Source organism: Rhodococcus jostii NBRC 16295 (genome assembly GCF_001894825.1).
GTDB lineage: Bacteria > Actinomycetota > Actinomycetes > Mycobacteriales > Mycobacteriaceae > Rhodococcus_F > Rhodococcus_F jostii.
Map to the genome: position 1 here is coordinate 155,883 of NZ_BCWY01000007.1, position 20,101 is coordinate 175,983.

General features: G+C 68.1%; 21 protein-coding genes. 7 read left to right on the forward strand and 14 right to left on the reverse strand.

Annotated elements, in window-relative coordinates:
* Positions 1 to 8 precede the first annotated feature (8 nt).
* From RJ1_RS08150 to RJ1_RS08185, 8 genes are all read right to left on the reverse strand, one after another.
* The gene (locus RJ1_RS08150) at positions 9 to 896 is read right to left on the reverse strand and encodes an AAA family ATPase (RefSeq protein WP_073359501.1); all 888 of its coding nucleotides are present in this window, start codon (positions 894 to 896) and stop codon (positions 9 to 11) included.
* Positions 893 to 1,786, reverse strand: a complete 894-nt coding sequence (locus RJ1_RS08155) for an XdhC family protein (protein WP_073359441.1) — start codon at positions 1,784 to 1,786, stop codon at positions 893 to 895. Before RJ1_RS08155 ends, RJ1_RS08150 begins: the two co-directional genes overlap by 4 nt.
* Before the next feature lie 29 nt (positions 1,787 to 1,815).
* Complete coding sequence (locus RJ1_RS08160; RefSeq protein ID WP_073359442.1) at positions 1,816 to 4,218, reverse strand: aerobic carbon-monoxide dehydrogenase large subunit; 2,403 nt, start codon at positions 4,216 to 4,218, stop codon at positions 1,816 to 1,818.
* Positions 4,215 to 4,799: a (2Fe-2S)-binding protein gene (locus RJ1_RS08165; RefSeq protein ID WP_073359443.1), complete on the reverse strand. Its 585-nt coding sequence runs from the start codon at positions 4,797 to 4,799 to the stop codon at positions 4,215 to 4,217. The genes RJ1_RS08160 and RJ1_RS08165 overlap by 4 nt, the downstream gene beginning before the upstream one ends.
* 2 nt (positions 4,800 to 4,801) lie before the next feature.
* Entirely contained in the window at positions 4,802 to 5,707 is a 906-nt protein-coding gene (locus RJ1_RS08170; RefSeq protein ID WP_073359444.1) for an FAD binding domain-containing protein, read from the reverse strand.
* 75 nt (positions 5,708 to 5,782) lie between these two features.
* Positions 5,783 to 6,925 (reverse strand): XdhC family protein, encoded by a 1,143-nt coding sequence (locus RJ1_RS08175; RefSeq protein ID WP_073359445.1) that lies wholly within the window; start codon positions 6,923 to 6,925, stop codon positions 5,783 to 5,785.
* Between the two features lie 72 nt (positions 6,926 to 6,997).
* Positions 6,998 to 8,785, reverse strand: a complete 1,788-nt coding sequence (locus tag RJ1_RS08180; RefSeq protein WP_073359502.1) for a DUF4873 domain-containing protein — start codon at positions 8,783 to 8,785, stop codon at positions 6,998 to 7,000.
* Positions 8,782 to 9,708, reverse strand: a complete 927-nt coding sequence (locus RJ1_RS08185) for an AurF N-oxygenase family protein (RefSeq protein WP_073359446.1) — start codon at positions 9,706 to 9,708, stop codon at positions 8,782 to 8,784. Before RJ1_RS08185 ends, RJ1_RS08180 begins: the two co-directional genes overlap by 4 nt.
* A gap of 137 nt (positions 9,709 to 9,845) precedes the next feature.
* Between RJ1_RS08185 and RJ1_RS08190 the strand changes: the two genes are divergently transcribed.
* From RJ1_RS08190 to RJ1_RS08200, 3 genes are read left to right on the forward strand one after another with little or no spacing between them, the layout of a single operon-like run.
* Complete coding sequence (locus RJ1_RS08190) at positions 9,846 to 10,157, forward strand: ArsR/SmtB family transcription factor (RefSeq protein ID WP_073359447.1); 312 nt, start codon at positions 9,846 to 9,848, stop codon at positions 10,155 to 10,157.
* A 1-nt stretch (position 10,158) separates the two neighbouring features.
* Positions 10,159 to 10,722, forward strand: a complete 564-nt coding sequence (locus RJ1_RS08195; RefSeq protein ID WP_073359448.1) for an SRPBCC family protein — start codon at positions 10,159 to 10,161, stop codon at positions 10,720 to 10,722.
* A 40-nt stretch (positions 10,723 to 10,762) separates the two neighbouring features.
* Positions 10,763 to 11,140, forward strand: a complete 378-nt coding sequence (locus RJ1_RS08200; RefSeq protein ID WP_073359449.1) for a VOC family protein — start codon at positions 10,763 to 10,765, stop codon at positions 11,138 to 11,140.
* Here the strand turns inward: RJ1_RS08200 and RJ1_RS08205 are convergent.
* The 3 genes from RJ1_RS08205 to RJ1_RS08215 form a co-directional block, all read right to left on the reverse strand.
* A complete protein-coding gene (locus RJ1_RS08205; RefSeq protein ID WP_073359450.1) occupies positions 11,120 to 11,602 on the reverse strand; it encodes a sigma factor-like helix-turn-helix DNA-binding protein in 483 nt (160 codons plus the stop codon). The two genes, RJ1_RS08200 and RJ1_RS08205, sit on opposite strands and share 21 nt — an antisense overlap.
* Before the next feature lie 125 nt (positions 11,603 to 11,727).
* Complete coding sequence (arfB, locus tag RJ1_RS08210) at positions 11,728 to 12,189, reverse strand: alternative ribosome rescue aminoacyl-tRNA hydrolase ArfB (protein WP_073359451.1); 462 nt, start codon at positions 12,187 to 12,189, stop codon at positions 11,728 to 11,730.
* Positions 12,186 to 13,205 carry an alpha/beta hydrolase gene (locus RJ1_RS08215; RefSeq protein ID WP_073359452.1) on the reverse strand — a complete coding sequence of 340 codons (1,020 nt, stop codon included), beginning with the start codon at positions 13,203 to 13,205 and terminating at the stop codon, positions 12,186 to 12,188. Before RJ1_RS08215 ends, arfB begins: the two co-directional genes overlap by 4 nt.
* Positions 13,206 to 13,348: 143 nt before the next feature.
* Between RJ1_RS08215 and RJ1_RS08220 the strand changes: the two genes are divergently transcribed.
* Both RJ1_RS08220 and RJ1_RS08225 read left to right on the forward strand, forming a co-directional pair.
* Positions 13,349 to 14,440, forward strand: coding sequence for a GmrSD restriction endonuclease domain-containing protein (locus RJ1_RS08220; RefSeq protein WP_073359453.1), 1,092 nt, complete (start codon positions 13,349 to 13,351; stop codon positions 14,438 to 14,440).
* Positions 14,441 to 14,546: 106 nt separating this feature from the next.
* Positions 14,547 to 14,852, forward strand: a complete 306-nt coding sequence (locus RJ1_RS08225; RefSeq protein ID WP_073359454.1) for a response regulator transcription factor — start codon at positions 14,547 to 14,549, stop codon at positions 14,850 to 14,852.
* A 3-nt stretch (positions 14,853 to 14,855) separates the two neighbouring features.
* Here the strand turns inward: RJ1_RS08225 and RJ1_RS08230 are convergent, their stop codons facing one another.
* Positions 14,856 to 16,142, reverse strand: a complete 1,287-nt coding sequence (locus RJ1_RS08230; protein ID WP_073359455.1) for a lactate 2-monooxygenase — start codon at positions 16,140 to 16,142, stop codon at positions 14,856 to 14,858.
* Between the two features lie 107 nt (positions 16,143 to 16,249).
* Between RJ1_RS08230 and RJ1_RS08235 the strand changes: the two genes are divergently transcribed.
* Positions 16,250 to 17,023, forward strand: coding sequence for a VOC family protein (locus RJ1_RS08235; protein WP_073359456.1), 774 nt, complete (start codon positions 16,250 to 16,252; stop codon positions 17,021 to 17,023).
* A gap of 34 nt (positions 17,024 to 17,057) precedes the next feature.
* Here the strand turns inward: RJ1_RS08235 and RJ1_RS08240 are convergent, their stop codons facing one another.
* Complete coding sequence (locus RJ1_RS08240) at positions 17,058 to 17,987, reverse strand: alpha/beta fold hydrolase (protein ID WP_073359457.1); 930 nt, start codon at positions 17,985 to 17,987, stop codon at positions 17,058 to 17,060.
* Between the two features lie 49 nt (positions 17,988 to 18,036).
* Positions 18,037 to 18,654, reverse strand: a complete 618-nt coding sequence (locus RJ1_RS08245) for a TetR/AcrR family transcriptional regulator (protein WP_073359458.1) — start codon at positions 18,652 to 18,654, stop codon at positions 18,037 to 18,039.
* Positions 18,655 to 18,741: 87 nt separating this feature from the next.
* Here RJ1_RS08245 and RJ1_RS08250 point away from each other — a divergent pair, with 87 nt between their 5' ends.
* Positions 18,742 to 20,100 (forward strand): cytochrome P450, encoded by a 1,359-nt coding sequence (locus RJ1_RS08250; RefSeq protein ID WP_073359459.1) that lies wholly within the window; start codon positions 18,742 to 18,744, stop codon positions 20,098 to 20,100.
* Position 20,101: the final 1 nt, after the last annotated feature.

The window sequence follows — 20,101 nt, forward strand, 5'->3', positions numbered from 1 at the left end:
GAAGCCTCTCATCCGGTGGCCAGGCCGTGCGCGTACTCGGCGAATGCATCCTGAACGATCGCGCGGTCGTCCGGGGTCTTGGCGAGCGCACTCAGGCTCGAGATCGCGTCGTCGCGAACCAGGTCGGCCACTCCCAGCGCCGCGAGTGCCGATACCCAGTCGATCGTCTCCGCGATACCGGGCGGCTTGTCGAGGTCGAGTTCGCGTGCACGGCCGACGAACCGGGTGGCGTGCTCGATGAGGGGCGCCGCGGCGGCGGGCACCGTGCGGCGCACGATGGCGGCCGCCCGCGCCGGTTCGGGATAGTCGATCCAGTGGTACAGGCAACGCCGGCGCAGGGCGTCGTGGAGGTCGCGACTCCGATTGGACGTCAGCACCACCACCGGGTGGTGTTCGGCCGTGAACGTTCCCAACTCGGGAACGGTGACCGAGGCCTCCCCCAGGAATTCGAGGAGAAGTGCCTCGAACTCGTCGTCGGCCCTGTCTATTTCGTCGATCAGCAGCACGGGCGGCGTCGGCCCCCGATATCTGACGCAGTGGAGAATCGGGCGCTGAAGCAGGAATTCCTCGGCGAACAGGTCGTCCTCCGTCAGTCCGTCGCCCCGCGACTCGGCCAACCGGATGGTGAGCAACTGGCGCTGGTAATTCCAGTCGTAGAGGGCCTCGTTCGCGCTGAGTCCCTCGTAGCACTGCAGACGGATCAGAGGTGCGCCGAGGACGCTCGCGAGCGCCTTGGCCGCAGTGGTCTTGCCGACGCCGGGTTCCCCTTCGAGCAGCAGCGGACGGCGCAGGACGGCCGCCAGATACAGGGCCGACGCCGTACCGACATCGAGGAGGTAGTCCTCGGCATCGAAGCGCCGGACCACGTCCGCCACGTCCTCGAACGCTTCCGTCATACCGCTCCCGTCTCCCGCGCGAACGACGCCCGGCACATCGGACCACAGAACCAGAAGTCGTCGCCGCCCCGCCGCAGGTGCACGGTGTCCGGACCGACGACGACACTCATCCCGCACACCGGGTCGATCGCCTCGAACACCCCGGCCCGAGGATCCGGATCATGCTCGGGCGCTCGAAGTCCCGCGGTCCGCAGTTCGTGCACCAGTTCCGCGGCGATCGACACCGCGATCTCCGCCGACGTCCTCGCCCCGATGTTCAGGCCGACCGGGGTGTGCACCCTGGCCCGCTCGGATTCGGTGAGACCCAGGGTGTCGAGAATGGCGCCGCCCCGAGTGCGGCTGGCGACGAGCCCGACGTATCCGACCCCGGCGTCGAGCGCCGCGCGGATCACGTCCGCCTCGGGGCCGCCGTGACCGGCGAGCACCACGGCCGTCGTGCCGGAGAACTGTTCGAGACCGGCGTCGTCGTGCTCGACGGAGAACTCCAGCAATTCCGAGATGCGCGCCAACGCCTGCGCGATCGGTGTGGTGCCGTAGATCCTCACCACCGGCGGCGGCAGTTGCGGCTCGAGGAAGATCTCCATGGCGCCACCGGACAGGCACGGATTCACCACGACGGATGCGCCCGGCGTCTCGGGGAACTGCACGGCCCCGTCGGGAAGGACCCGCAGCAGCACGCTCTCGTTGGTTTCCAGCACACCCAGGGCGGCCGTCCGCACCGAGTTCTGCGCGCACTGACCACCGACGAAACCCTCGATGGTCCCGTCCTGCAGGAGAATCGCCTCGTCACCGGTATGGCTGGACGTAGGTGGCTGCGCTCGCACCACGGTTGCGTGGACGAACGGCCTGCGGTCGCGCACCAATTGCGCCGCACGCTCTTTCAGATCCATCGGGCCTCCTGCCGAGTGCCGGGCAACATTCAGATCGGTGGTGTCGCGCGGCCCTGCATGGCCTCCCACACCCGGGACGGGGTGAGCGGCATGTCGGCGTGCCGCACACCGAACGGGGCGAGCGCATCCACGACGGCGTTCACCACTGCCGGCGGCGACCCGACCGTCGCGGACTCGCCGATGCCCTTGGCGCCGATCGGGTGATGGGGCGACGGGGTGACGGTGAAGCCCGTCTCCAGTTTCGGCACCTCCAGCGCCGTGGGGATCAGGTAGTCCATCAGCGATCCGCCGAGGCAGTTGCCGTCCTCGTCGAATTCGATGATCTCCATCAACGCCATCCCGATGCCGTCGACGATGCCGCCGTGCACCTGGCCCTCGATGATCATCGGGTTGATGCGGGTGCCGCAGTCGTCGACGGCGAGGAACCGCCGCACCTTCACCACAGCGGTGCCGGGATCGATGTCGACGACGCAGAAGTACGCGCCGTAGGGGTACGTCAGATTCTCGGGGTTGTAGCAGATCTGCGCGTCGAGTCCGCCCTCGATTCCTTCGGGCAGGTCACCCGCTCCGTGTGCCCGCATCGCGATGTCCTGGATGGTCACCTTCGCCGAGGGATCACCCTTCACGTGGAATTCGCCCTTCTCCCATTCCAGATCCGCGACCGAGGCCTCGAGCATCCCGGACGCGATGATCTTCGCCTTGTCCCGCACCTTGCGGGCCACCAGCGCCGCGGCCGCGCCTGACACCGGCGTCGACCGGCTGCCGTACGTGCCGAGCCCGAACGGTGTGTTGTCGGTGTCGCCGTGCACGACGTCGATGTCGTCCGGCGGAATCCCGAGTTCCTCCGCGACGATCTGGGCGAACGTCGTCTCGTGCCCCTGTCCCTGGGTCTGCACCGACAACCGGAGGACGGCCTTCCCGGTAGGGTGCACCCGCAGTTCGCACCCGTCGGCCATGCCCAGGCCGAGGATGTCCATGTCCTTCCGGGGCCCGGCGCCGACGGCCTCGGTGAAGAACGACATGCCGATGCCCATCAGCTCACCGCGTTCGCGGCGCTCCTTCTGCTCCTCCCGCAACTGCGCGTAGCCGATCATGTCCATGGCCTTGCGCAGGGTCGTCTCGTAGTCGCCCGAGTCGTACACCCAGCCGGTCTTGCTGGTGTAGGGGAACTGGTCGGGGCGCAGCAGGTTCTTCAGCCGAAGCTCCGCCGGATCCATCTTCAGGTCGAATGCGAGGCAGTCGACGAGCCGCTCGACCAGATACACGGCCTCGGTGATGCGGAACGAGCAGGCGTACGCCACACCGCCGGGCGCCTTGTTCGTGTAGACCGCCGTCATCGCGCAGTGCGCGGCCTCGATGTCGTAGCTGCCGGTGAAGACGCCGAAGAAACCCGCCGGATACTTCACCGGCGCCGCCGTCCCGTTGAAGGCTCCGTGGTCGGCCAGCACCTTCGTGCGGATCGCGAGCATCTTGCCCTCTGTGGTCGCGGCGATCTCACCGACCATGATGTAGTCGCGGGCGAACCCGGTGCTCATCAGGTTCTCGCTGCGGTCCTCCATCCACTTCACCGGTTTGCCGGTCACCAGCGACGCGACGATGGCGCACACGTATCCCGGGTAGATCGGGACCTTGTTGCCGAAACCCCCGCCGATGTCCGGGGACACCACCCGGATCTTGTGCTCCGGAATACCCGAGACCAGGGCGTAGATCGTCCGGTGCGCGTGCGGCGCCTGCGAGGTGGAGTACAGCGTGAGCTTGCCGGACACCCGGTCGACGTCCGCTATCGCACCGCACGTCTCCATCGGGGCGGGATGCACCCTGGGGTAGACGATCTCCTGCTTCACCACCACGTCCGCCTTCGCGAACACGGCCTCGGTGGCCGCGGCATCGCCTGTCTCCCAGTCGAAGCAGTGGTTGTCCGTCTTGCCGTCGAGGTCGTCGCGGATCACCGGAGCGTCGGGCGAGAGTGCCGCGCGCGCATCGACGACGGGATCGAGCATGTCGTACTCGACGTCGATCAGTTCCAGTGCGTCCCGGGCCGAATAGCGGTCCTCGGCGATGACGAACGCGACCTCCTGGCCCTGGAACCGCACCTTGTCGGTGGCCAGCACGGCCTGCACGTCGTTGGACAGCGTCGGCATCCACGCGAGGTTCTTCGAGGCGAGATCGGCGCCCGTCACGACCGCCGTCACCTTCGGGTGCTCCTGCGCCGCACTGGTATCGATGCTCACGATCCGGGCGTGCGCAACCGGTGACCGCAGGATCGCCAGGTGCAGCATGCCGGGGAGGGTGATGTCGTCGACGTAATTTCCGAGCCCCCGGATGAAGCGGGGATCCTCCTTGCGGAGCATGCGACCGTGGCCGCAGGGCTTCTTGTCGTTGTCTACGACGTCGGCGTCGCCCGAAGGCGGACGCGATTCGACGGTGGTCATGACTTACTTCCCGTTGTCGCGTGTTCCTCCACGGTCATCGGTGCACCTTCGGCGCCCCGCGTCGTGTCTTCCTGGACCTCCGCGTCGAAGTCGCCGGCCGGTTCCGGTTCGGCGGCTTCGCCCGCCCGATGGTCCGCCGCCCACTGGATCGACCGCACGATCGTGGTGTACCCGGTGCAGCGGCAGATCTGCCCGGAGATCGCTTCGCGGATGGTGTGCTCGTCCGGGCTCTCGACGCGGTCGAGCAGTGCCCGGGCGGTCATCATCATTCCAGGGGTGCAGAACCCGCACTGCAGTCCGTGGCACTGCATGAAGCCCTGCTGGACGGGATCGAGTTCGCCGTCGTGTTCGAGGCCCTCGACCGTGCGGACGTCGTGCCCGCCCGCCATCGCCGCGAGCATCGTGCACGACTTCACCGGATCGCCGTCCACGGTGACGACGCACGTGCCGCAGTTGCTGGTGTCGCAGCCCCAGTGGGTCCCGGTCAGCCCCAGTTGGTCGCGGAGGAAATGGACCAGCAGCATGCGCGGTTCCACCTCGGCGCTTACCGCGTCACCGTTGACGGTCATGTTCACCTGCATGGCTATGCCTCTTCTCCGGTCGGTTCGTGCTCCACATCGCTGCGGAGCACCCGGTCGACCGCTGTACGGAGTGTGCGGATCGTGAGTTCGGACGCGAGATGGCGTTTGTAGTCGGCGGTGCCGCGCGCGTCTCCCACGGGCTCGCAGGCCTGCGCGGCCATCCGTCCGGCCTGGGCGAACGCCTCCTCCGAGGGCGGCCGCCCCGTCAGGTAGTCGGCGACATCCGCGAGTCCGGACGGATCCGGGTTGACCGCGGTCAGGCCGACCGCGGCGCGGGCGAGTTCGCCGCCCTCGACCGTGACGGCGGCGCCGGCCGCGGTGACTGCCCAATCCCCGGTCCGCCGTTCGACCTTGGCGTACGCGCTGGAGCTGTGGCCGTGGACGGGTATCACGATCTCGATGAGCATCTCGTTGTGTGCGAGTGCCGTCTCGTACGGGCCGACGAGGAACTCGGCCATCGGGATCTCGCGGCGTCCGCCGGGTCCGCGCACCACGCACGTGGCGTCGAGGACGCCGCAGACGGTGGTGAGGTCCTCGGCCGGGTCGGCCTGGCACAGCGACCCGCCGATCGTCCCGCGGTTGCGCACCACCGGGTCGGCGATCACCTTCTCCGCGTCGCGGAAGAGTGGGAACACCGCCGCGAGTTCGTCCGATTCGAGAAGCCGGCGGTGCCGCGTCATCGCACCGATCCGCAGCATCGCCCGCTCGGTGGTGATGTATCCGAGTTCGCCCTCGAGGTCGTTGATGTCGATGAGGTACTCGGGGTTGGCGAGGCGAAGCTTCATCATGGGGAGCAGGCTGTGGCCGCCCGCGACGAGTCGGGCTTCGTCGCCCAGTCGGTCCAGCAGGGCGATGGCGTCCTCGACGCCCGTTGCCCTCTCGTATTCGAAGGATCCTGGTACTTGCATTGTGACCTACCTCACAAATGTGGATGCTCTCAGCCTCCGCAAGAACCGGTGGTCCGTCAACCCCGGCGAACCGCCCTATTCGACGCCGGATTCGACGGGTTCCTCGTGGTGGATCCGACCACTGGACTCCCCCAGCGGGCGCCCGGTGCCACCCCACCGGCGGGCGATGATCTCGGCGGCGATCGACACCGCCGTCTCCTCCGGCGTCCGGGCACCGATGTCCAGGCCGATGGGACTGGACAGCCGGGCGAGTTCGGTGTCGGTCAGACCGACCTCGCGCAGGCGTTCCCGCCGGTCCAGGTCGGTTCGGCGCGATCCCATCGCGCCGATGAACGCGACGTCGGGGATCCGCAGTGCCGTCTCCAGAAGAGGGACGTCGAACTTGGGGTCGTGGGTGAGGACGCAGATGACGGTCCGGCCGTCGATCGCCCGGGCCTCGACCTGGGCAGCGAGGTACCGGTGCGGCCAGTCGACCACCACCTCGTCGGCCGTCGGAAATCGCGCGTGCGTCGCGAACACCGGACGGGCGTCGCAGACCGTGACCCGATATCCCATGAACGCACCCTGCCGCGCCACCGCGGCCGCGAAGTCGATGGCCCCGAACACGAGCATGCGCGGCCGCGGCGCGTAACTGGCGACGAACACCTCCATCCCCTCGCCGCGGCGCTGACCGTCGGCGCCGTAGGTCAGGACCATGCTTCCGCCCGCCGCGAGGAGCCCTCGGGCGTCATCGGTGATCGCGGAATCGGCGCGCCCCGAGCCGAGTGAGCCGCTCGCCTCCTCGGTCCGGACCACCAGCCGGCGCCCCACCCACGAGGCGTCGGGATGCGCGACCACCGTCGCCACCGCAACCGGTCGGTGGTTCTCGATGTCGTCGACGATCGCGCCCAGTTCCGGAAAGCTGTGACGGGCCACCGGCTCGACGAAGATGTCGATGATTCCGCCGCAGGTGAGGCCCACCTCGAATGCGTTCTCATCGCTGATCCCGTACCGCTGCAACACGGGGACCCCCGACTCCGCGACCTCGGTCGCGAGTTCGTACACGGCCCCCTCGACGCACCCGCCCGACACCGAGCCCGACGCGGTCCCGTCGGGTGCCACGACCATCGACGCCCCCGGCGGCCGCGGGGCGGATCGGAACGTGCGGACCACCGTTCCGACGCCCGCCGTGCCACCCGCGGTCCACACGGTCATCAGGTCTGCCAGTACGTCCCGCATCAGCAGCCTCCCAGTCGAGTCCGGCGTGGGATACACGCTCGGTTACAAGACTATCGCCGCGGCGAGTTCGGTTCAGGAGACCGGAACATCGACCTCGACCGGTGCCAGAGGAAACGGCGGCGCCCCGACCCCTGCGATCCGGAAATGACCCCACGGGTCACGTTCGGCGAGGGCGGCGGGCGCCGCGGAACCGTCACCGATCGTGAGGAACAGCGGGATGCGGCCACGCTGTTTCGCCGCGTCGACGCCGTCCCCGACGACCCGGCCGTACCAGTGGTACTGCCCGTCCAGCGGTTCGACGTGGCCGTTCAGAAAGACCTCGACCGGCACCGTCAGGTCGCCGGACGTGAGTACGCCGGGCCCGGTGTACTCCGTGTCGTCTTCGCGCTCCGCGAGTGAACTCAGCTCGAAGTGCCGGTCGTCAGGGGTCCGCAGGCGCCTCCAGTAGGACGCGCTCGAACCGGGCCAGGCCGCCCGATTGTGGCCGGTGGCGTCGAGGTACCAGCTGTCGCATCCCCCCGAATTCCACACCGAGCCCTCGAGTTTGCGATGTACCACCCTGTTGAACTCGCGCTGGGCGCCTGCGCGCACCTCGATCCGCGTCGCGTCGCGCTTCTTCATCAGCGCCAGGCACCGGATGACGTAGTGCGCCTGTGCCTCGATGACGAAGACGATGGACTGATTGCCGCCGCCGGAGTTCGGCCCCATCATGAGAAAGAAATTCGGGAAGCCCGACACCGCGACCCCGAGATACGCCTCCATTCCGTCGCGCCACGCCCGCTGGATCGTCAGCCCGCGACGGCCGACGAGGTGCTCGTTCGCGAACCGGTCACCGACCGCGAATCCTGTGCCGTAGACGATGACGCCCGCCTCGTGCGTCGTCCCGTCCTCGGTGCGGATCCCCCGGGCGGTGATCTCCTCGATACCTGAGGTGACCAGGTCGACGTTCTCGCGTTGCAGCGCCGGGTAATAGTTGCTGGACACCAGAATTCGTTTGCACCCGATGGTGTAGCCGGGGGTCAGCGTGGCGCGCAGTGCGGGGTCGCGCACCTGCCTCCGCAACAGCCCTTTCGCGGCCGACTCGAGCACCGTCATCAGTCGGGGATGCAGGAAGCCGGCGATCAGCGACTCGTGACTCCAGTAGATCGCCCCGCGGTAGGCCTTCTGGACACCGGGAACGCCCGCGAAGACCGCCTTCTCGGCGGTCGTGATCGGACGGTCCAGCTTCGGCAGAATCCAGTGCGGGGTCCGCTGGAAGACGTCGACGTGCGCTGCCGTCTTCGCCACCTCCGGCACGAACTGCACGGCACTCGCACCCGTACCGACGACCGCCACCCGCTTGCCCGCCAGGTCCACCGAGTGATCCCACTCGGCCGAATGGAATGCCGTACCCGCAAACGACTCTCGCCCCGGAAATGCCGGGACGCTGGGCTTGTGCAGCGGCCCAGGGCCCGCAACGACGATGCGTGGGTGATAGACGGCACCCGACCCGGTCTCCACCCGCCACCGGTCGGTGGTGTCATCGAAATCGTAGGAGATCACCTCGGAGCCGAACCGGATGTGCGGCGTCAGGTCGTAGTCGCGGACCACCCTCTCGATGTACTCGAGAATCTCCGGCTGCCGCGCGTACATCCGGGTCCAGTTCCGGTTGGGCGCGAACGAGAACGAGTACATCAGCGACATCACATCGCAGCCGCACCCCGGATACGTGTTCTCCCGCCACGTTCCGCCCACCCGGTCGGCTTTCTCGAGGACGACGAAGTTCTCCTCCCCCGCCTCTTTCAGCTTGATCGCCATGCACAACCCGGCGAAACCGGTACCGACGACGAGGACGTCCGGCTCGGAGGTCCCGGGGCTCACAGGAATCCCCCGCGCCGCCACAGCGCGCGGGAGGTGGCTCGCATCAACCCGTTCTCCTCGAGGAACGCCGCCAGCGACTCGAACCCACGTCGCTGATTCTCGCGAAAATTGGGGTTTGCCAGCGCCTGTCGACGCGCTTCCTTCGGGTCCAGTCCGGCCCGCTCGTACATGGCTGGGTTGGTGAACAGCCGCTGGAACAGCGGTCCTCCGACGCCCTGCAGCGTCCCGACCCACAGCCGGTCGATCCGATGGCCTTCCGCGACGCGTCTGCGCACGCCTTCCCGGGCGAATCGGATGTGCCGGGACTCCTCGGTGACGTGGATCCGCATCAACCGGGAGATCATCGGCTGCAACTGCGGGTCCTCGAGGACGCGCCGCTGCGTGGCGTCGAAGATCTCCTCGCCGATCAGAGCCGCGACCCAGAGCATGGTTCCGCGAAATGTCTTGGGCAGCAGATTGACCACGACGGCCTGATACCACCGGAGCTGGAACGGCTTGGCGCCCATCTGCTCGATGGCCCGCCCGAACATCGTCATGTGCCGGCATTCGTCGCCCATCTCGGTGAGCATGTACCGCGCGTGGAGTGAGCTCGGGTCGTTGTGGAGCAGCGCGCGCAGGAGCGCCTGGTTGAGAATGTTCTCGAACCAGATTCCGACGCTGAGAATGTTCGCCGATTCCTGCCGGGACAGCTCGATGCGCTGCGTCTCGCTCATCCGGTCCCACATCTCGGTTCCCCACAGCGACAGGACCCGTGGCGGCAGAAAGTACTTTCCGTCCTCGAGCGGCGCATCCCAGTCGATGTCGACGACGGGCGCGTACGACCGCTTGACGGATCCCGCGACGAGCCGGCCGGCGACTTCCTCGCGGTCGATCGTGTGTGAACGCTGAGACATCGCTGGTCCCTTCGTCGAGAGCGATTTCATCTCATGGCCGTTGATAGGTAAAACGTAAACCCGGGTGTGACGCAGGTCAATGGTTATGTGTGACTCGCGTTCACATTTGCAGTTCTCGACGGTCATATTCCTTGACGCGTATATACGCGTGAGCGCATACTCGGAGCATGGCACCCGATGTGTTCACCGTGGTCGCCGAACCGCAGCGGCGCAGGATCCTCGAACGGCTGCGAAACGGTCACGCCAGCGTCGGCGAACTCGTCGACCAGCTCGCCCTGCCGCAGCCGACCGTGTCGAAACACCTGCGGGTACTGCGACAGGCCGGTTTCGTCACCTGCCGCACCGCGGCCCAGCAGCGCATCTACAGCCTGCACCGTGAGCCGTTCGACGAGTTCGACGCGTGGCTGCAGCCGTACCGCCGGCTGTGGACCCACCACCTCGATGCCCTCGAGCGGCACCTCGATTCGAAGGAGAACTGACATGACCGAGCCCGACGCGCGACGCGACTACCGCCCCGGCCCACTCCGGCACGTCGAGGCGAGCCCCGACGGCACCCGGTGGGCGCTGACCTTCGTCCGCGACTTCACCCACTCCGCCCCGGCGCTGTGGACGGCGCTCACCGATCCCGGCGAACTTCCACAGTGGGCGCCCTACACCGCCGACCGCGACCTCGGATCCGTCGGACCCGCCACCCTGATCATGGTCGACGGTGAGGACCGCATCGAACTCGACGGCACCGTCACCCGAGCCGACGCACCCCACGTCCTCGAACACGCCTGGGGCGACGACGTCCTGCTGTGGACCGTCGAGGCAACCGACTCGGGTACCCGGTTGACCTTGCGTCACACGCTCGACGACCAGCGCACCGCGGCGATGACGGCCGCCGGGTGGCACATGTGTCTCGACGTCGCCGAGGCACTGCTCGACGGCAACCCCATCGGACCGATCGTCGGCGCCGACGCGATGAATTACGGCTGGCGCGAACTCAACGAGCAGTACTCCGAGCGCCTCGGCATCGAACCGATCGATCCACCGCTGCAGTAAATCCCCGACGGCGGTCCCCCGGCCCCAGTACCGTCGACACATGGGACTGCAGTGGGAAGCCGTGGTGGTCAACGCCGTCGATCCGACGTCCCTGGGGCGGTGGTGGGCCGACGCCCTGGGCTGGGGCGCCGTGACCGACTCCGACGGTGACGTTCACATCCGGCCCGACGCCGACAGCCACCCGGAAATTCTGTTCGTGGCGGTGCCGGATCCGAAACAGATTCAGAACCGCCTCCACCTCGATTTCCGCCCCGAGAATCAGGAAGCCGAGGTCCAGCGGCTTCTCGCGCTCGGCGCCCGGCACGCGGATGTCGGTCAGGGCGAGCAGAGTTGGGTGGTGCTCGCCGATCCCGAGGGTAACGAGTTCTGCGTGCTCTCCGGTCGGCGCTACGTCCGATCAGGCCGCCGTCGGCCGTAGCGTCCGCAGGGCCTCGTGCTGCACGACGAGGACTCGGCCCACCGGCAGTCCGAGCAGGCCCGCGGTGTCGTGAACGGACAGCCCGTCGATGACGCGCAGCAGGACGATCTCTCGGGCGGTGGGGTCGAGACGGTGCAGCACCCGCGCGACTTCCGGCGGGACGTCGGAACTTCCGGCCCCGCCGGGGTACGCGTCCGCGACGGTCCTGCTCACCGCGCGGTACACCTCCCGCACGGGATGGTCGCTACGCGCGAGGAACGGAAGCTTTCGCGCCACCGCGAGCAGGGCCTCGTGCGCGACCTCGTCGGCCGGCCGTGTGGCCTGCAGGGAATTCCCCACGCGCGTCCGGCAATAACGCACCACCTGCGGCCACAGCGTCGTCATCACGCGCTCGACTGCCTCGCGGTCCCCCGCCGCCGCGGCCGCGGCCGCCGAATGCAGTTCCTCGTCAAGCACACTCATGTCGCCCTCGTTCCCCCGACCTCGCCGCACCCGGTGACCCGTCACGGCGCTTCCGTACTCATCTTCCGACACACGAGGAGTGGACACATCCGGGAGATTCCCCATTTCCCGGTGCGTAAACCCCCTTACACGTCCGGCCTCTTCCGGAGGTTCTTCGTCTGGCCGCGTTGCTTCTTGGCCTCGAGTCTTCGTCGGTGCGACCCCTTGGTCGCCTTGGTCGGACGACGGGTGCGGGGTTCGGCCAGAACGGCTGCGCGCAGCAGCGCCGCCATCCGTGCCCGGGCGGCGCGCCGATTGCGTAGTTGCGAACGGGTTTCGGACGCCGTCACGGTGACCACCCCGTCGACCAGCCTGTGCCCCAGCTGTAGCTGCATGCGTTCGAGTCGAGCGGGCGACAGAGTCGACAGCGTCCACAGATTCACCCGCAGCTCCACCCGCGAGTCCGTGGTGTTGACGCCCTGCCCGCCGGGACCACCGGAGCGGGAGAACCGCCACTGCAACTCCGCGGCCGGGACGACGAGCGACCGCGTGATCTCGAGGTCGTCGGTGACGTCGCCGCCGGGAGATTCGGGAGGTACTCCGCTCACACTCCCAGCGCCCGAGCCAGCACCGGCCACGAATCGTGAAGGTCGTCCTGCCAGTACCCCCATGAGTGTGTGCCCGAGTTACGGAAACTCACGGTTGCAGGTATTTCCAGCTCTCCCAGGCGGTCCGTGAATCGATGGGTGCAGTAGTTGGTCACCGCCTCGATGGGTCCACCCGCGTAGATCTGACGCGCGAGCTGCGCGACGTTCCCGTCGATCCCGGGACCGTCCAGGGTTTCATAGCGTCCCGGAAGACCGTTGCCGTTGGAGAGGAACAGTTCCGTTCCCTGCAGTTTGCCGGCGTTGACGTAGGGGTCGTTCGCCGCCCACGCCGGATCGTCCGACTCGCCGTACATGTTGACCGGACTGCCGTACCCGTAGTTGTCCATGGTGATCTTGATGAAGAGCTGACCGAGCGGATCACTGGTCAGGGCGCAACCGCTGTAGGCCGCCACGCCGCGGAACAGGCCGGGAGCGGCGATCGCCAACTGCAGAGCCGCCGTGCCCACCCGCGACATGCCGGCCAGCGCGTTGACCCCGTTGGTGCCGAGGGCGGCGTCGACCACCGGCGGAAGTTCCTGAGTCATAAAGGTCTTCCACTTGTTGACCCCCATCACCGGGTCGGGGCTCTTCCAGTCCGTCCAATACGCGTTCTCGCCGCCCGAAGGGCTCACGACGTTCACGTTCTGACCTGCGAGGAACTCTTCGACGTCGGTCTTCTCCCTGCGGACCTGGCCGTCGAGGAAGTACAGCGTCGGCCTCGGCACACTCGTGTCTGCGGGGCGCTGGACGTCCACCGGCACGACCCGCTGCATCGACGCCGAGAAGACGTGCAGCGTCAGATGTCTCGGATCGATCACGGTGACGTGATCGATCTTCGAACCGTTGGGCGCCTCCGCGGAATCGAGCACCCGACCGGTGTCGATGATCGGATCGGCGGTCGCAACCGCGCCGCCGAGGCCGAGGGACGCCACGGTCACGGCCGCGACGGCCGCTGTGCGCAATTTCCCCCGAAACATGTGTCGTCTCACGACCGTCTACCGCCCTCCACCCGCACGAATTCCGGTCCCGGGGGATGCTAACAGTTCTCCCGATGCCGAGTAACGGAAGAGGCTTTCCGTGCGATGAACACCGGACCCCCCAAGTTCATTGAAGGACCGGCATGACGTTCCCCCCGCCCACATCAACCGTCACTCGCAAGAAGTGGCCCTGGATCACCGGCGGCATCGTCGTAGCCGTGGCCGTGTTCTCCTTCCTCAGCCCGACCCAGGACGACCAATCGGCCCAGGCCACAGCGGTATCCGCGTCCGCGACGCCCGCGGTCGCCGCGTCGACGACTGCACGTGCCGCGTCGAGTTCCTCGACACCGGCGCCGATTTCGTCTGCGCTCGCACTCTCCCCGGTCGAACCCGCGGTCGGCGGCGCCGACGCGACCGCCGCGCTCCAGCAGCTCGCAGGCCTCGAGATCAAGGGGCGCGCGCCGAAGACCGGCTACGACCGGGATCTCTTCGGCCAGGCCTGGACCGACGACGTCACGGTCGAGGGCGGTCACAACGGATGCGATACGCGCAACGACATCCTCGGACGCGATCTCGACCAGATCGTGTTCAAGCCGGGAACCGGAAACTGCGCGGTGCAGACCGGAACGCTGAGCGACCCGTACACCGGAACCACCATCTCCTTCGTCCGCGGCGAGGGCACGTCGAACGCCGTGCAGATCGATCACGTCGTCGCGCTGTCCGATGCCTGGCAGAAGGGCGCCCAGCAGCTCGACACCGCGACCCGGGTGAACTTCGCGAACGACCCGCGGAACCTCAAGGCCGTCGACGGACCCGCCAACCAGCAGAAATCGGACGGCGACGCCGCCACCTGGCTGCCCCCGAACAAGAGCTACCGGTGCACCTACGTGGCCGATCAGGTGGAGGTGAAGGCCGCGTACAGGCTGTGGGTCACCCAGGCCGAGCACGACGCGATCGCCCGGGTACTGCAGGACTGCGGGGCCGCAGCGCCCGCCGCGGCGCCTGCTCCGACGACCACCACGGTGCCGGAAGCGGTACCTGCGCCGGCACCCGTTCCCGCTCCGGCACCGGCGCCCGCACCCGTCCCGTTCGTCGACACGGCACCGCCGAGCGACGTCTACTACAAGAACTGCTCCGCGGCGAAGGCGGCCGGTGCGGCGCCGGTCCGGATCGGCGAGCCGGGCTACGGGACACATCTGGATCGCGACGGCGACGGTGTCGGCTGTGAGAGCTGATCCGGGCCTGCCGAGACACGCACCGCCGCCGCAGGTTAACCTGAACTGCCTGCAGGGACGTCGGGTACCTGTAGCTCTCTGTACATGTCAGAAAGATGGAAACGGCATGACCACTGCACCCGACGCACTCGGGCACCCCCCTCATACGGGCCATACGGGCGAACCGCCCGTCACCCGCATCTATCCGAAGCCGGCGTTGTCGGCTCGCGAAGTCGAGGTTCTGCGGCACTGGTTGCGCGGCGACTCCAAGCTCGCCGTCGCCGCCGACCTCCACATCGCCCTCGGAACGGTCAATACCCACCTGACCCGGATCCGTGAGAAGTACGCGCTGGTCGGGCGCGACGCGTCCACTAAGACGGCACTGCTCGTGCGGGCGCTTCAGGACGGGATCATCACCATCGCCGAATTGTGACGCCTACGCCCGGCGCAACGCGTCGCGGTCGATCTCGGCCACAGACGTCAGGCCGCTCAGCCCCATCGTGAGGTCGAACTCGGCGATCACGTTGGCCGTCGCGTCCCGCGCGCCGGCCTGACCCGCGAGGGCCAGACCGTACAGGTGGGGCCGGCCGAGCGTCACCGCGTCCGCACCGAGCGCGAGGGCCTTGAAGACGTCTGCTCCCGTGCGGATTCCGCTGTCGAGGAGCAGCGTCAGCCGGCCATCGACGACGGGCGCGATGTCGACGAGCGCGTCCAGCGAGGACACGCTGCCGTCCACCTGCCGCCCACCGTGATTCGACACGACGATGCCGTCGACCCCGGCATCGAGTGCGCGCCGGGCGTCGTCGGGGTGCAGCACGCCCTTCAGGAGGATCGGGAGCGACGTCCGGCCGCGGAGGGTCTCGATGTCGGCCCAACTCAACGACGGCCGGGAATAGATGTCGAGGAACGTCTCCACGGCGGCCCGCGGCTCCGGCGACCGCAGGTTGTCGAGGAAGCGGCCCGGGAAGCGCCGGGTCATCGACACCAGCGACCGGATCGCGCCGAGCGTCACCTCGACGTCCGGCTTCTTCGCCGCGGCTTTGATCCGGTCGTGCACGATTCTGCGGAACACCGGGTCGGATGTGTACTGCGCGATCCCCTGCCCCTGCGCGAAGGGCAGCGAGCCGAGGTTGAGGTCTTCCGGCCGCCAGCCGAGCATGGTCGTGTCGAGGGTGACGACGACGGCGTCCGCCCGAATCTTCTCCGCGCGCTGGAGCAGACTGTCGACGAGATCGTCGTCCGTGCTCCAGTACAGCTGGAACCACCGGGGTGCGTCGCCCATCGCCGCCGCGCTCTCCTCCATCGGGGCGCAACCCTGGTTGGAGAAGATGTACGGCACACCCAGTTCGGCGGCGGCCGCGGCGATGGCCACATCGGCCTCCGGCCGGGCCAGTTCAGCGGCGCCGACGGGGGCGAGCAGCACCGGCGCCGGAATCCGGCGCCCGAACAGTTCCACCCCGATGTCGCGTTTCGAGACGTCGCGCAGCACCCGGGGAACGATCTGCCACTTGTCGAACGCGTCGCGGTTGGCCTGCATTGTGCGACCCAGTCCGGCGCCGCCGTGAACGTAGGCCCATCCCTTCGCGCTCATCTTCTTCCGCGCACGCCGCTCGAGGGTGTCGAAGTCGGCGGGAACGGTGGGCGTGCGCCCGAGGACGCCGTCGCGGTAGATCAGATTCTGGCGGGCCCTGCCCGGGCTGTCCTGGTTCTCGCTCGCAGACATGGGCAGAGTCTTCCACAGCGCACCACGGACCGAGGTCAGGTCGAGGGGACGCGTAGGTTTGTGACCGGCACCACACCGTTCACTCACAGACGTCCTAGGAGACCGCGATGCCCGACCGTCCGTCCCTCACCGGCGCTCCCTGCTGGATCGATCTCACCAGTTCCGACCCCCAACAGGTCATTCCGTTCTACACCGGGCTGTTCGGGTGGAACTCCGACACTAACGAGGATCCGCAGTACGGCGGCTACTCCATCTTCAGCAGGAACGGCAAACCCATCGCGGGCCTCGGCCCCCAACAGCCGGGAAACCCGTACGGCAACGTGTGGACCACCTACATCGCCTCCGAGGACGCCGAAGCCACCGCGGCGAAGGCCGCCGAGGCGGGCGGCCAGGTGATGATGCCCGCGATGACCGTCGGTGACCAGGGCACGATGGCCATTCTCGGTGATCCCGCCGGCGCCGTCATCGGCGTGTGGCAGGCCGATCAGCACGGCGGCTTCGGCCTGGTCGACGAACCCGGCGCGCCCGTCTGGCACGAAACGCTGTCGCGCAACTACACGGCGGCGCTCCCCTTCTACGCGGACGTCTTCGGCTGGACCTACCAGACCCTCGGCGACACAGACGAATTCCGCTACTCCCAGGCCAACCTCGGCGATCGCACCGTCGCCGGCATCATGGACGCCGACTCGTTCCTGCCCGAGGGCGTCCCCTCGTTCTGGCAGTTCTACATCGGCGTCGACGACACCGACGTGGCGGTCGCGAAGGTGACCGAACTGGGCGGCAGCGTCCGGCGCGAACCGGAGGACACGCCGTTCGGGCGACTCGCGTCCGTCGCCGACCCCCTCGGCGCCACCTTCCAGATCACCACGCTGCAGTCCTGACCGGTGACGGTGGCGGGGCCCGTCCGCGCCGCCGTCACACCGGGCCGAACGGTGCCTGTGCCTCCTTGGCGTCCCAGATGTCCAGGAGCGAGCGGAGGATCTCCTCCGACATCCCCAGACCGCCGAGATGGCTTTCCCCGTGCATCGTGTGGAACTCGGCGTCCGGGAGCAGCGCAACCATGTGCTGCCCGTGCCGGAGCGGGATGATGTGGTCGCAGTCGCCGTGCCACCACCGCACCGGGGTCTTCACCGAATTGACCCGGAATCCCCAGTCCCGCGCGAACAGAACGAGATCCGCGAACGGGGCACTGAGCTGTTTGCGGCCGCCGTTGAGCAGATCGTCGAGGAACATCGCCTTGAACTCCGGCCGCGCGAGCAACCGGCGGTCGCCCTCCGGGGACATCCGTCCGTACAGGTCGATGATCGGTGACGCGAACGGCCTCGCCAGCCTGATGACGGAACTCGCCGCCAACCCGACCGGGACGCCGCCCGCCGACAGCACCGGGGCCGCCAGCACCGCGAGATCCATCAATCCGCTGCGGATGGCGTCGGGCCCCTGCGTCGGCGCTACACCACCGAGGATGCCGGTCGCGACCACGCGGTCGGGCATCGCGTGCGCCGCCGCCAGCGTGTACGGGCCGCCACCGGACAGTCCGACGACGGCCATCTGATCGATGCCCAGTGTGTCGGCGACCGTGCGCAGGTCCTCGGCGAAGTCGATCACCGCGCCGTACCGGTGCGGCGTCGACGAGCCGACGCCCGGCCGGTCGATCCCGATCAGCCGGACGTGCTCACGCTCGGCGAACGCGCGGGCCTCCATCGGCACCTGCCGGCGCGCGCCGGGCGTGCCGTGCAGCCAGAACACCGCCCTGCCCTGAGCCGAACCGAACTCCGCGAAGCCGAGCCGACGCCCCTCGCCTACCGCGACCGTGCCCTCCAACTGCGGGCGTGCGATATCCACCATGCCCACAGCTTCGCACGTGACCCCCGTCACGTTTTCGCCCGGGACCCGATCAGCGGTGTGCGGTGGAGGTGAACTGGTAGGTGGCGGCGTCGACGATCTGGTCGGGCGACACCTCGATCTCGCCGTTCAGCCACGCCGTCATGAGTTCCGCGAGCCCGCCCACGAACAGCAGCGCGGTGATCTCGTCCTGTGGCGACGACCACGCCCGGTCGCCGTAGAGTTCCTTCGATTCCTCGGCGACCAGCAGGGCGAACGCCCGCAGCAACTCGCGTCTTCGCGTCCGCAGCGGTTCGGCGCCGGCCGACTCGATGATCGACACCCTGCCCTTCCGCGGGTCGGCGGTCAGGATGTCGACGAAGGTCGCGATCGCCGCCCGCGCCCGCACCTCCGGGTCGCCGGTCACGGTCTGCAGGGTGACCCGCGCGGCCTCCCCGATCTCCGCGGCGATGCCCTCGATCACCTGCACCAGCAGGTCGTCCCGGCTGCGGAAGCTCTCGTAGAAATAGCGTTCCGTGAGTTTCGCCTCGGCGCAGATCGCGGTCATGGTCGCCTTTTCGCCGCCGACGGTGCCGAACACCTCGAGCCCCGCCTCGAGCAACCGCGCGCGACGCTCCGCGGCCCGCTGCTCGGAACTTCGCCCGCGGTACTGCCGCGCCGGCTGACTCATGACTCGATATTGACAGACCCGTAGGTGTGACGCACACTACACACATCTGACAGGCTGCCCTGTCACATACGCCGACGAGGAGGGCCGATGCCCAGAGTTCTCGCTGCTCCCCCACCGGAAAGTGCCCTTCAACCCATCTCGGGCAATGCCGGATTGCCCGTCATCGGACACTCGCTGGACTACTTCCGCGACCCGATGGGACTGCTGCAGAGCCGCTGGGACCGCTTCGGCCCGATGTCGTGGCTGAGCATGGCCGGCCAGAGGTGGGTCACCGTGCTCGGACCGGACGGCTGCCAGGAAGTGCTGCAGAACAAGGACCGCGCATTCGTCAACAGCGACGGGTGGAGCGTGCTGATCGGACCGTTCTTCCACCGCGGGCTCATGCTGCTCGACGGCGACGAACACCTCGCCCACCGGCGAATCATGCAGCAGGCGTTCACCCGCGACCGGTTGTCCCGCTACACCGAGGCGCTCCACCCCGCGGTCGAGAAGGGACTCGACGCGTGGCGGCCCGCCCTGGGTTTCGCCGCGTATCCCACGCTGAAGGAACTCACGCTGGATCTCGCCACAAGCATCTTCATGGGCGGCGCCGAGGGGGCGACGCACCAGGAGATGACCGAGATCAACAGGGCCTTCATCGACTGCGTGCAGGCCGCCACCTCGGTGGTGCGGTACCCGTTGCCCGGAACCCGATGGAAACGCGGCATCGACGGACGCGCACGCCTCGAGGATTTCTTCCGCCGCTACCTGCCCGCCCGCCGCGCGGGTGCCGGCGACGACCTGTTCTCCGCGCTGTGCCACATCGAATCCGAAGAGGGACAGCGGTTCAGCGACGACGACGTCGTCAACCACATGATCTTCCTGCTGATGGCCGCTCACGACACGTCCACGATCACCCTGTCGACGATGATGCAGTATCTCGGCCAGCACCCCGAATGGCAGGAGCGCTGCCGGCGTCAGTCCGCGGCACTGGGCACGACCACCCCGACCTACGACCAACTCGACGAACTCACCGACCTGGACCTCGTGATGAAGGAGTGCATGCGCCTCGTCCCGCCGGTCCCGGTGGTCGCCCGCCGGGCGGTGAAGGACACCGAGGTGCTCGGCCGCTACATCCCGCGGGGAACGTACATGTCCGTGGTCGTGCACTTCACCCACCACATGCCCGAGTACTGGCCCGAACCGGAGAAGTTCGACCCCGAGCGGTTCGCACCCGAACGCCGCGAGGACAAGGTGCACCGATATGCGTGGGAGCCGTTCGGCGGCGGCGTGCACAAATGCCTGGGAATGCATTTCGCCGGCGCCGAGATCAAGACGGTCATGCACCACCTGCTGCAGCGATTCGACTGGCAGGTGAGCCCCGACTACGTCGCCCCGCTCAACTACACCTCGCTGCCGTTCCCCTCCGACGGCCAACCGGTGGATCTGTATCACCGCGTCGGCTGAG

What these genes read in the sequence shown, in the direction of transcription:
- RJ1_RS08150 (WP_073359501.1), bottom strand. Translation starts at nt 896, where the DNA reads ATGACGGAAGCGTTCGAGGACGTGGCGGACGTGGTCCGGCGCTTCGAT.
- RJ1_RS08155 (WP_073359441.1), bottom strand. Translation starts at nt 1,786, where the DNA reads ATGGATCTGAAAGAGCGTGCGGCGCAATTGGTGCGCGACCGCAGGCCG.
- RJ1_RS08160 (WP_073359442.1), bottom strand. Translation starts at nt 4,218, where the DNA reads ATGACCACCGTCGAATCGCGTCCGCCTTCGGGCGACGCCGACGTCGTA.
- RJ1_RS08165 (WP_073359443.1), bottom strand. Translation starts at nt 4,799, where the DNA reads ATGCAGGTGAACATGACCGTCAACGGTGACGCGGTAAGCGCCGAGGTG.
- RJ1_RS08170 (WP_073359444.1), bottom strand. Translation starts at nt 5,707, where the DNA reads ATGCAAGTACCAGGATCCTTCGAATACGAGAGGGCAACGGGCGTCGAG.
- RJ1_RS08175 (WP_073359445.1), bottom strand. Translation starts at nt 6,925, where the DNA reads ATGCGGGACGTACTGGCAGACCTGATGACCGTGTGGACCGCGGGTGGC.
- RJ1_RS08185 (WP_073359446.1), bottom strand. Translation starts at nt 9,708, where the DNA reads ATGAAATCGCTCTCGACGAAGGGACCAGCGATGTCTCAGCGTTCACAC.
- RJ1_RS08190 (WP_073359447.1), top strand. Translation starts at nt 9,846, where the DNA reads ATGGCACCCGATGTGTTCACCGTGGTCGCCGAACCGCAGCGGCGCAGG.
- RJ1_RS08195 (WP_073359448.1), top strand. Translation starts at nt 10,159, where the DNA reads ATGACCGAGCCCGACGCGCGACGCGACTACCGCCCCGGCCCACTCCGG.
- RJ1_RS08200 (WP_073359449.1), top strand. Translation starts at nt 10,763, where the DNA reads ATGGGACTGCAGTGGGAAGCCGTGGTGGTCAACGCCGTCGATCCGACG.
- RJ1_RS08205 (WP_073359450.1), bottom strand. Translation starts at nt 11,602, where the DNA reads ATGAGTGTGCTTGACGAGGAACTGCATTCGGCGGCCGCGGCCGCGGCG.
- RJ1_RS08215 (WP_073359452.1), bottom strand. Translation starts at nt 13,205, where the DNA reads ATGTTTCGGGGGAAATTGCGCACAGCGGCCGTCGCGGCCGTGACCGTG.
- RJ1_RS08220 (WP_073359453.1), top strand. Translation starts at nt 13,349, where the DNA reads ATGACGTTCCCCCCGCCCACATCAACCGTCACTCGCAAGAAGTGGCCC.
- RJ1_RS08225 (WP_073359454.1), top strand. Translation starts at nt 14,547, where the DNA reads ATGACCACTGCACCCGACGCACTCGGGCACCCCCCTCATACGGGCCAT.
- RJ1_RS08230 (WP_073359455.1), bottom strand. Translation starts at nt 16,142, where the DNA reads ATGTCTGCGAGCGAGAACCAGGACAGCCCGGGCAGGGCCCGCCAGAAT.
- RJ1_RS08235 (WP_073359456.1), top strand. Translation starts at nt 16,250, where the DNA reads ATGCCCGACCGTCCGTCCCTCACCGGCGCTCCCTGCTGGATCGATCTC.
- RJ1_RS08240 (WP_073359457.1), bottom strand. Translation starts at nt 17,987, where the DNA reads ATGGTGGATATCGCACGCCCGCAGTTGGAGGGCACGGTCGCGGTAGGC.
- RJ1_RS08245 (WP_073359458.1), bottom strand. Translation starts at nt 18,654, where the DNA reads ATGAGTCAGCCGGCGCGGCAGTACCGCGGGCGAAGTTCCGAGCAGCGG.
- RJ1_RS08250 (WP_073359459.1), top strand. Translation starts at nt 18,742, where the DNA reads ATGCCCAGAGTTCTCGCTGCTCCCCCACCGGAAAGTGCCCTTCAACCC.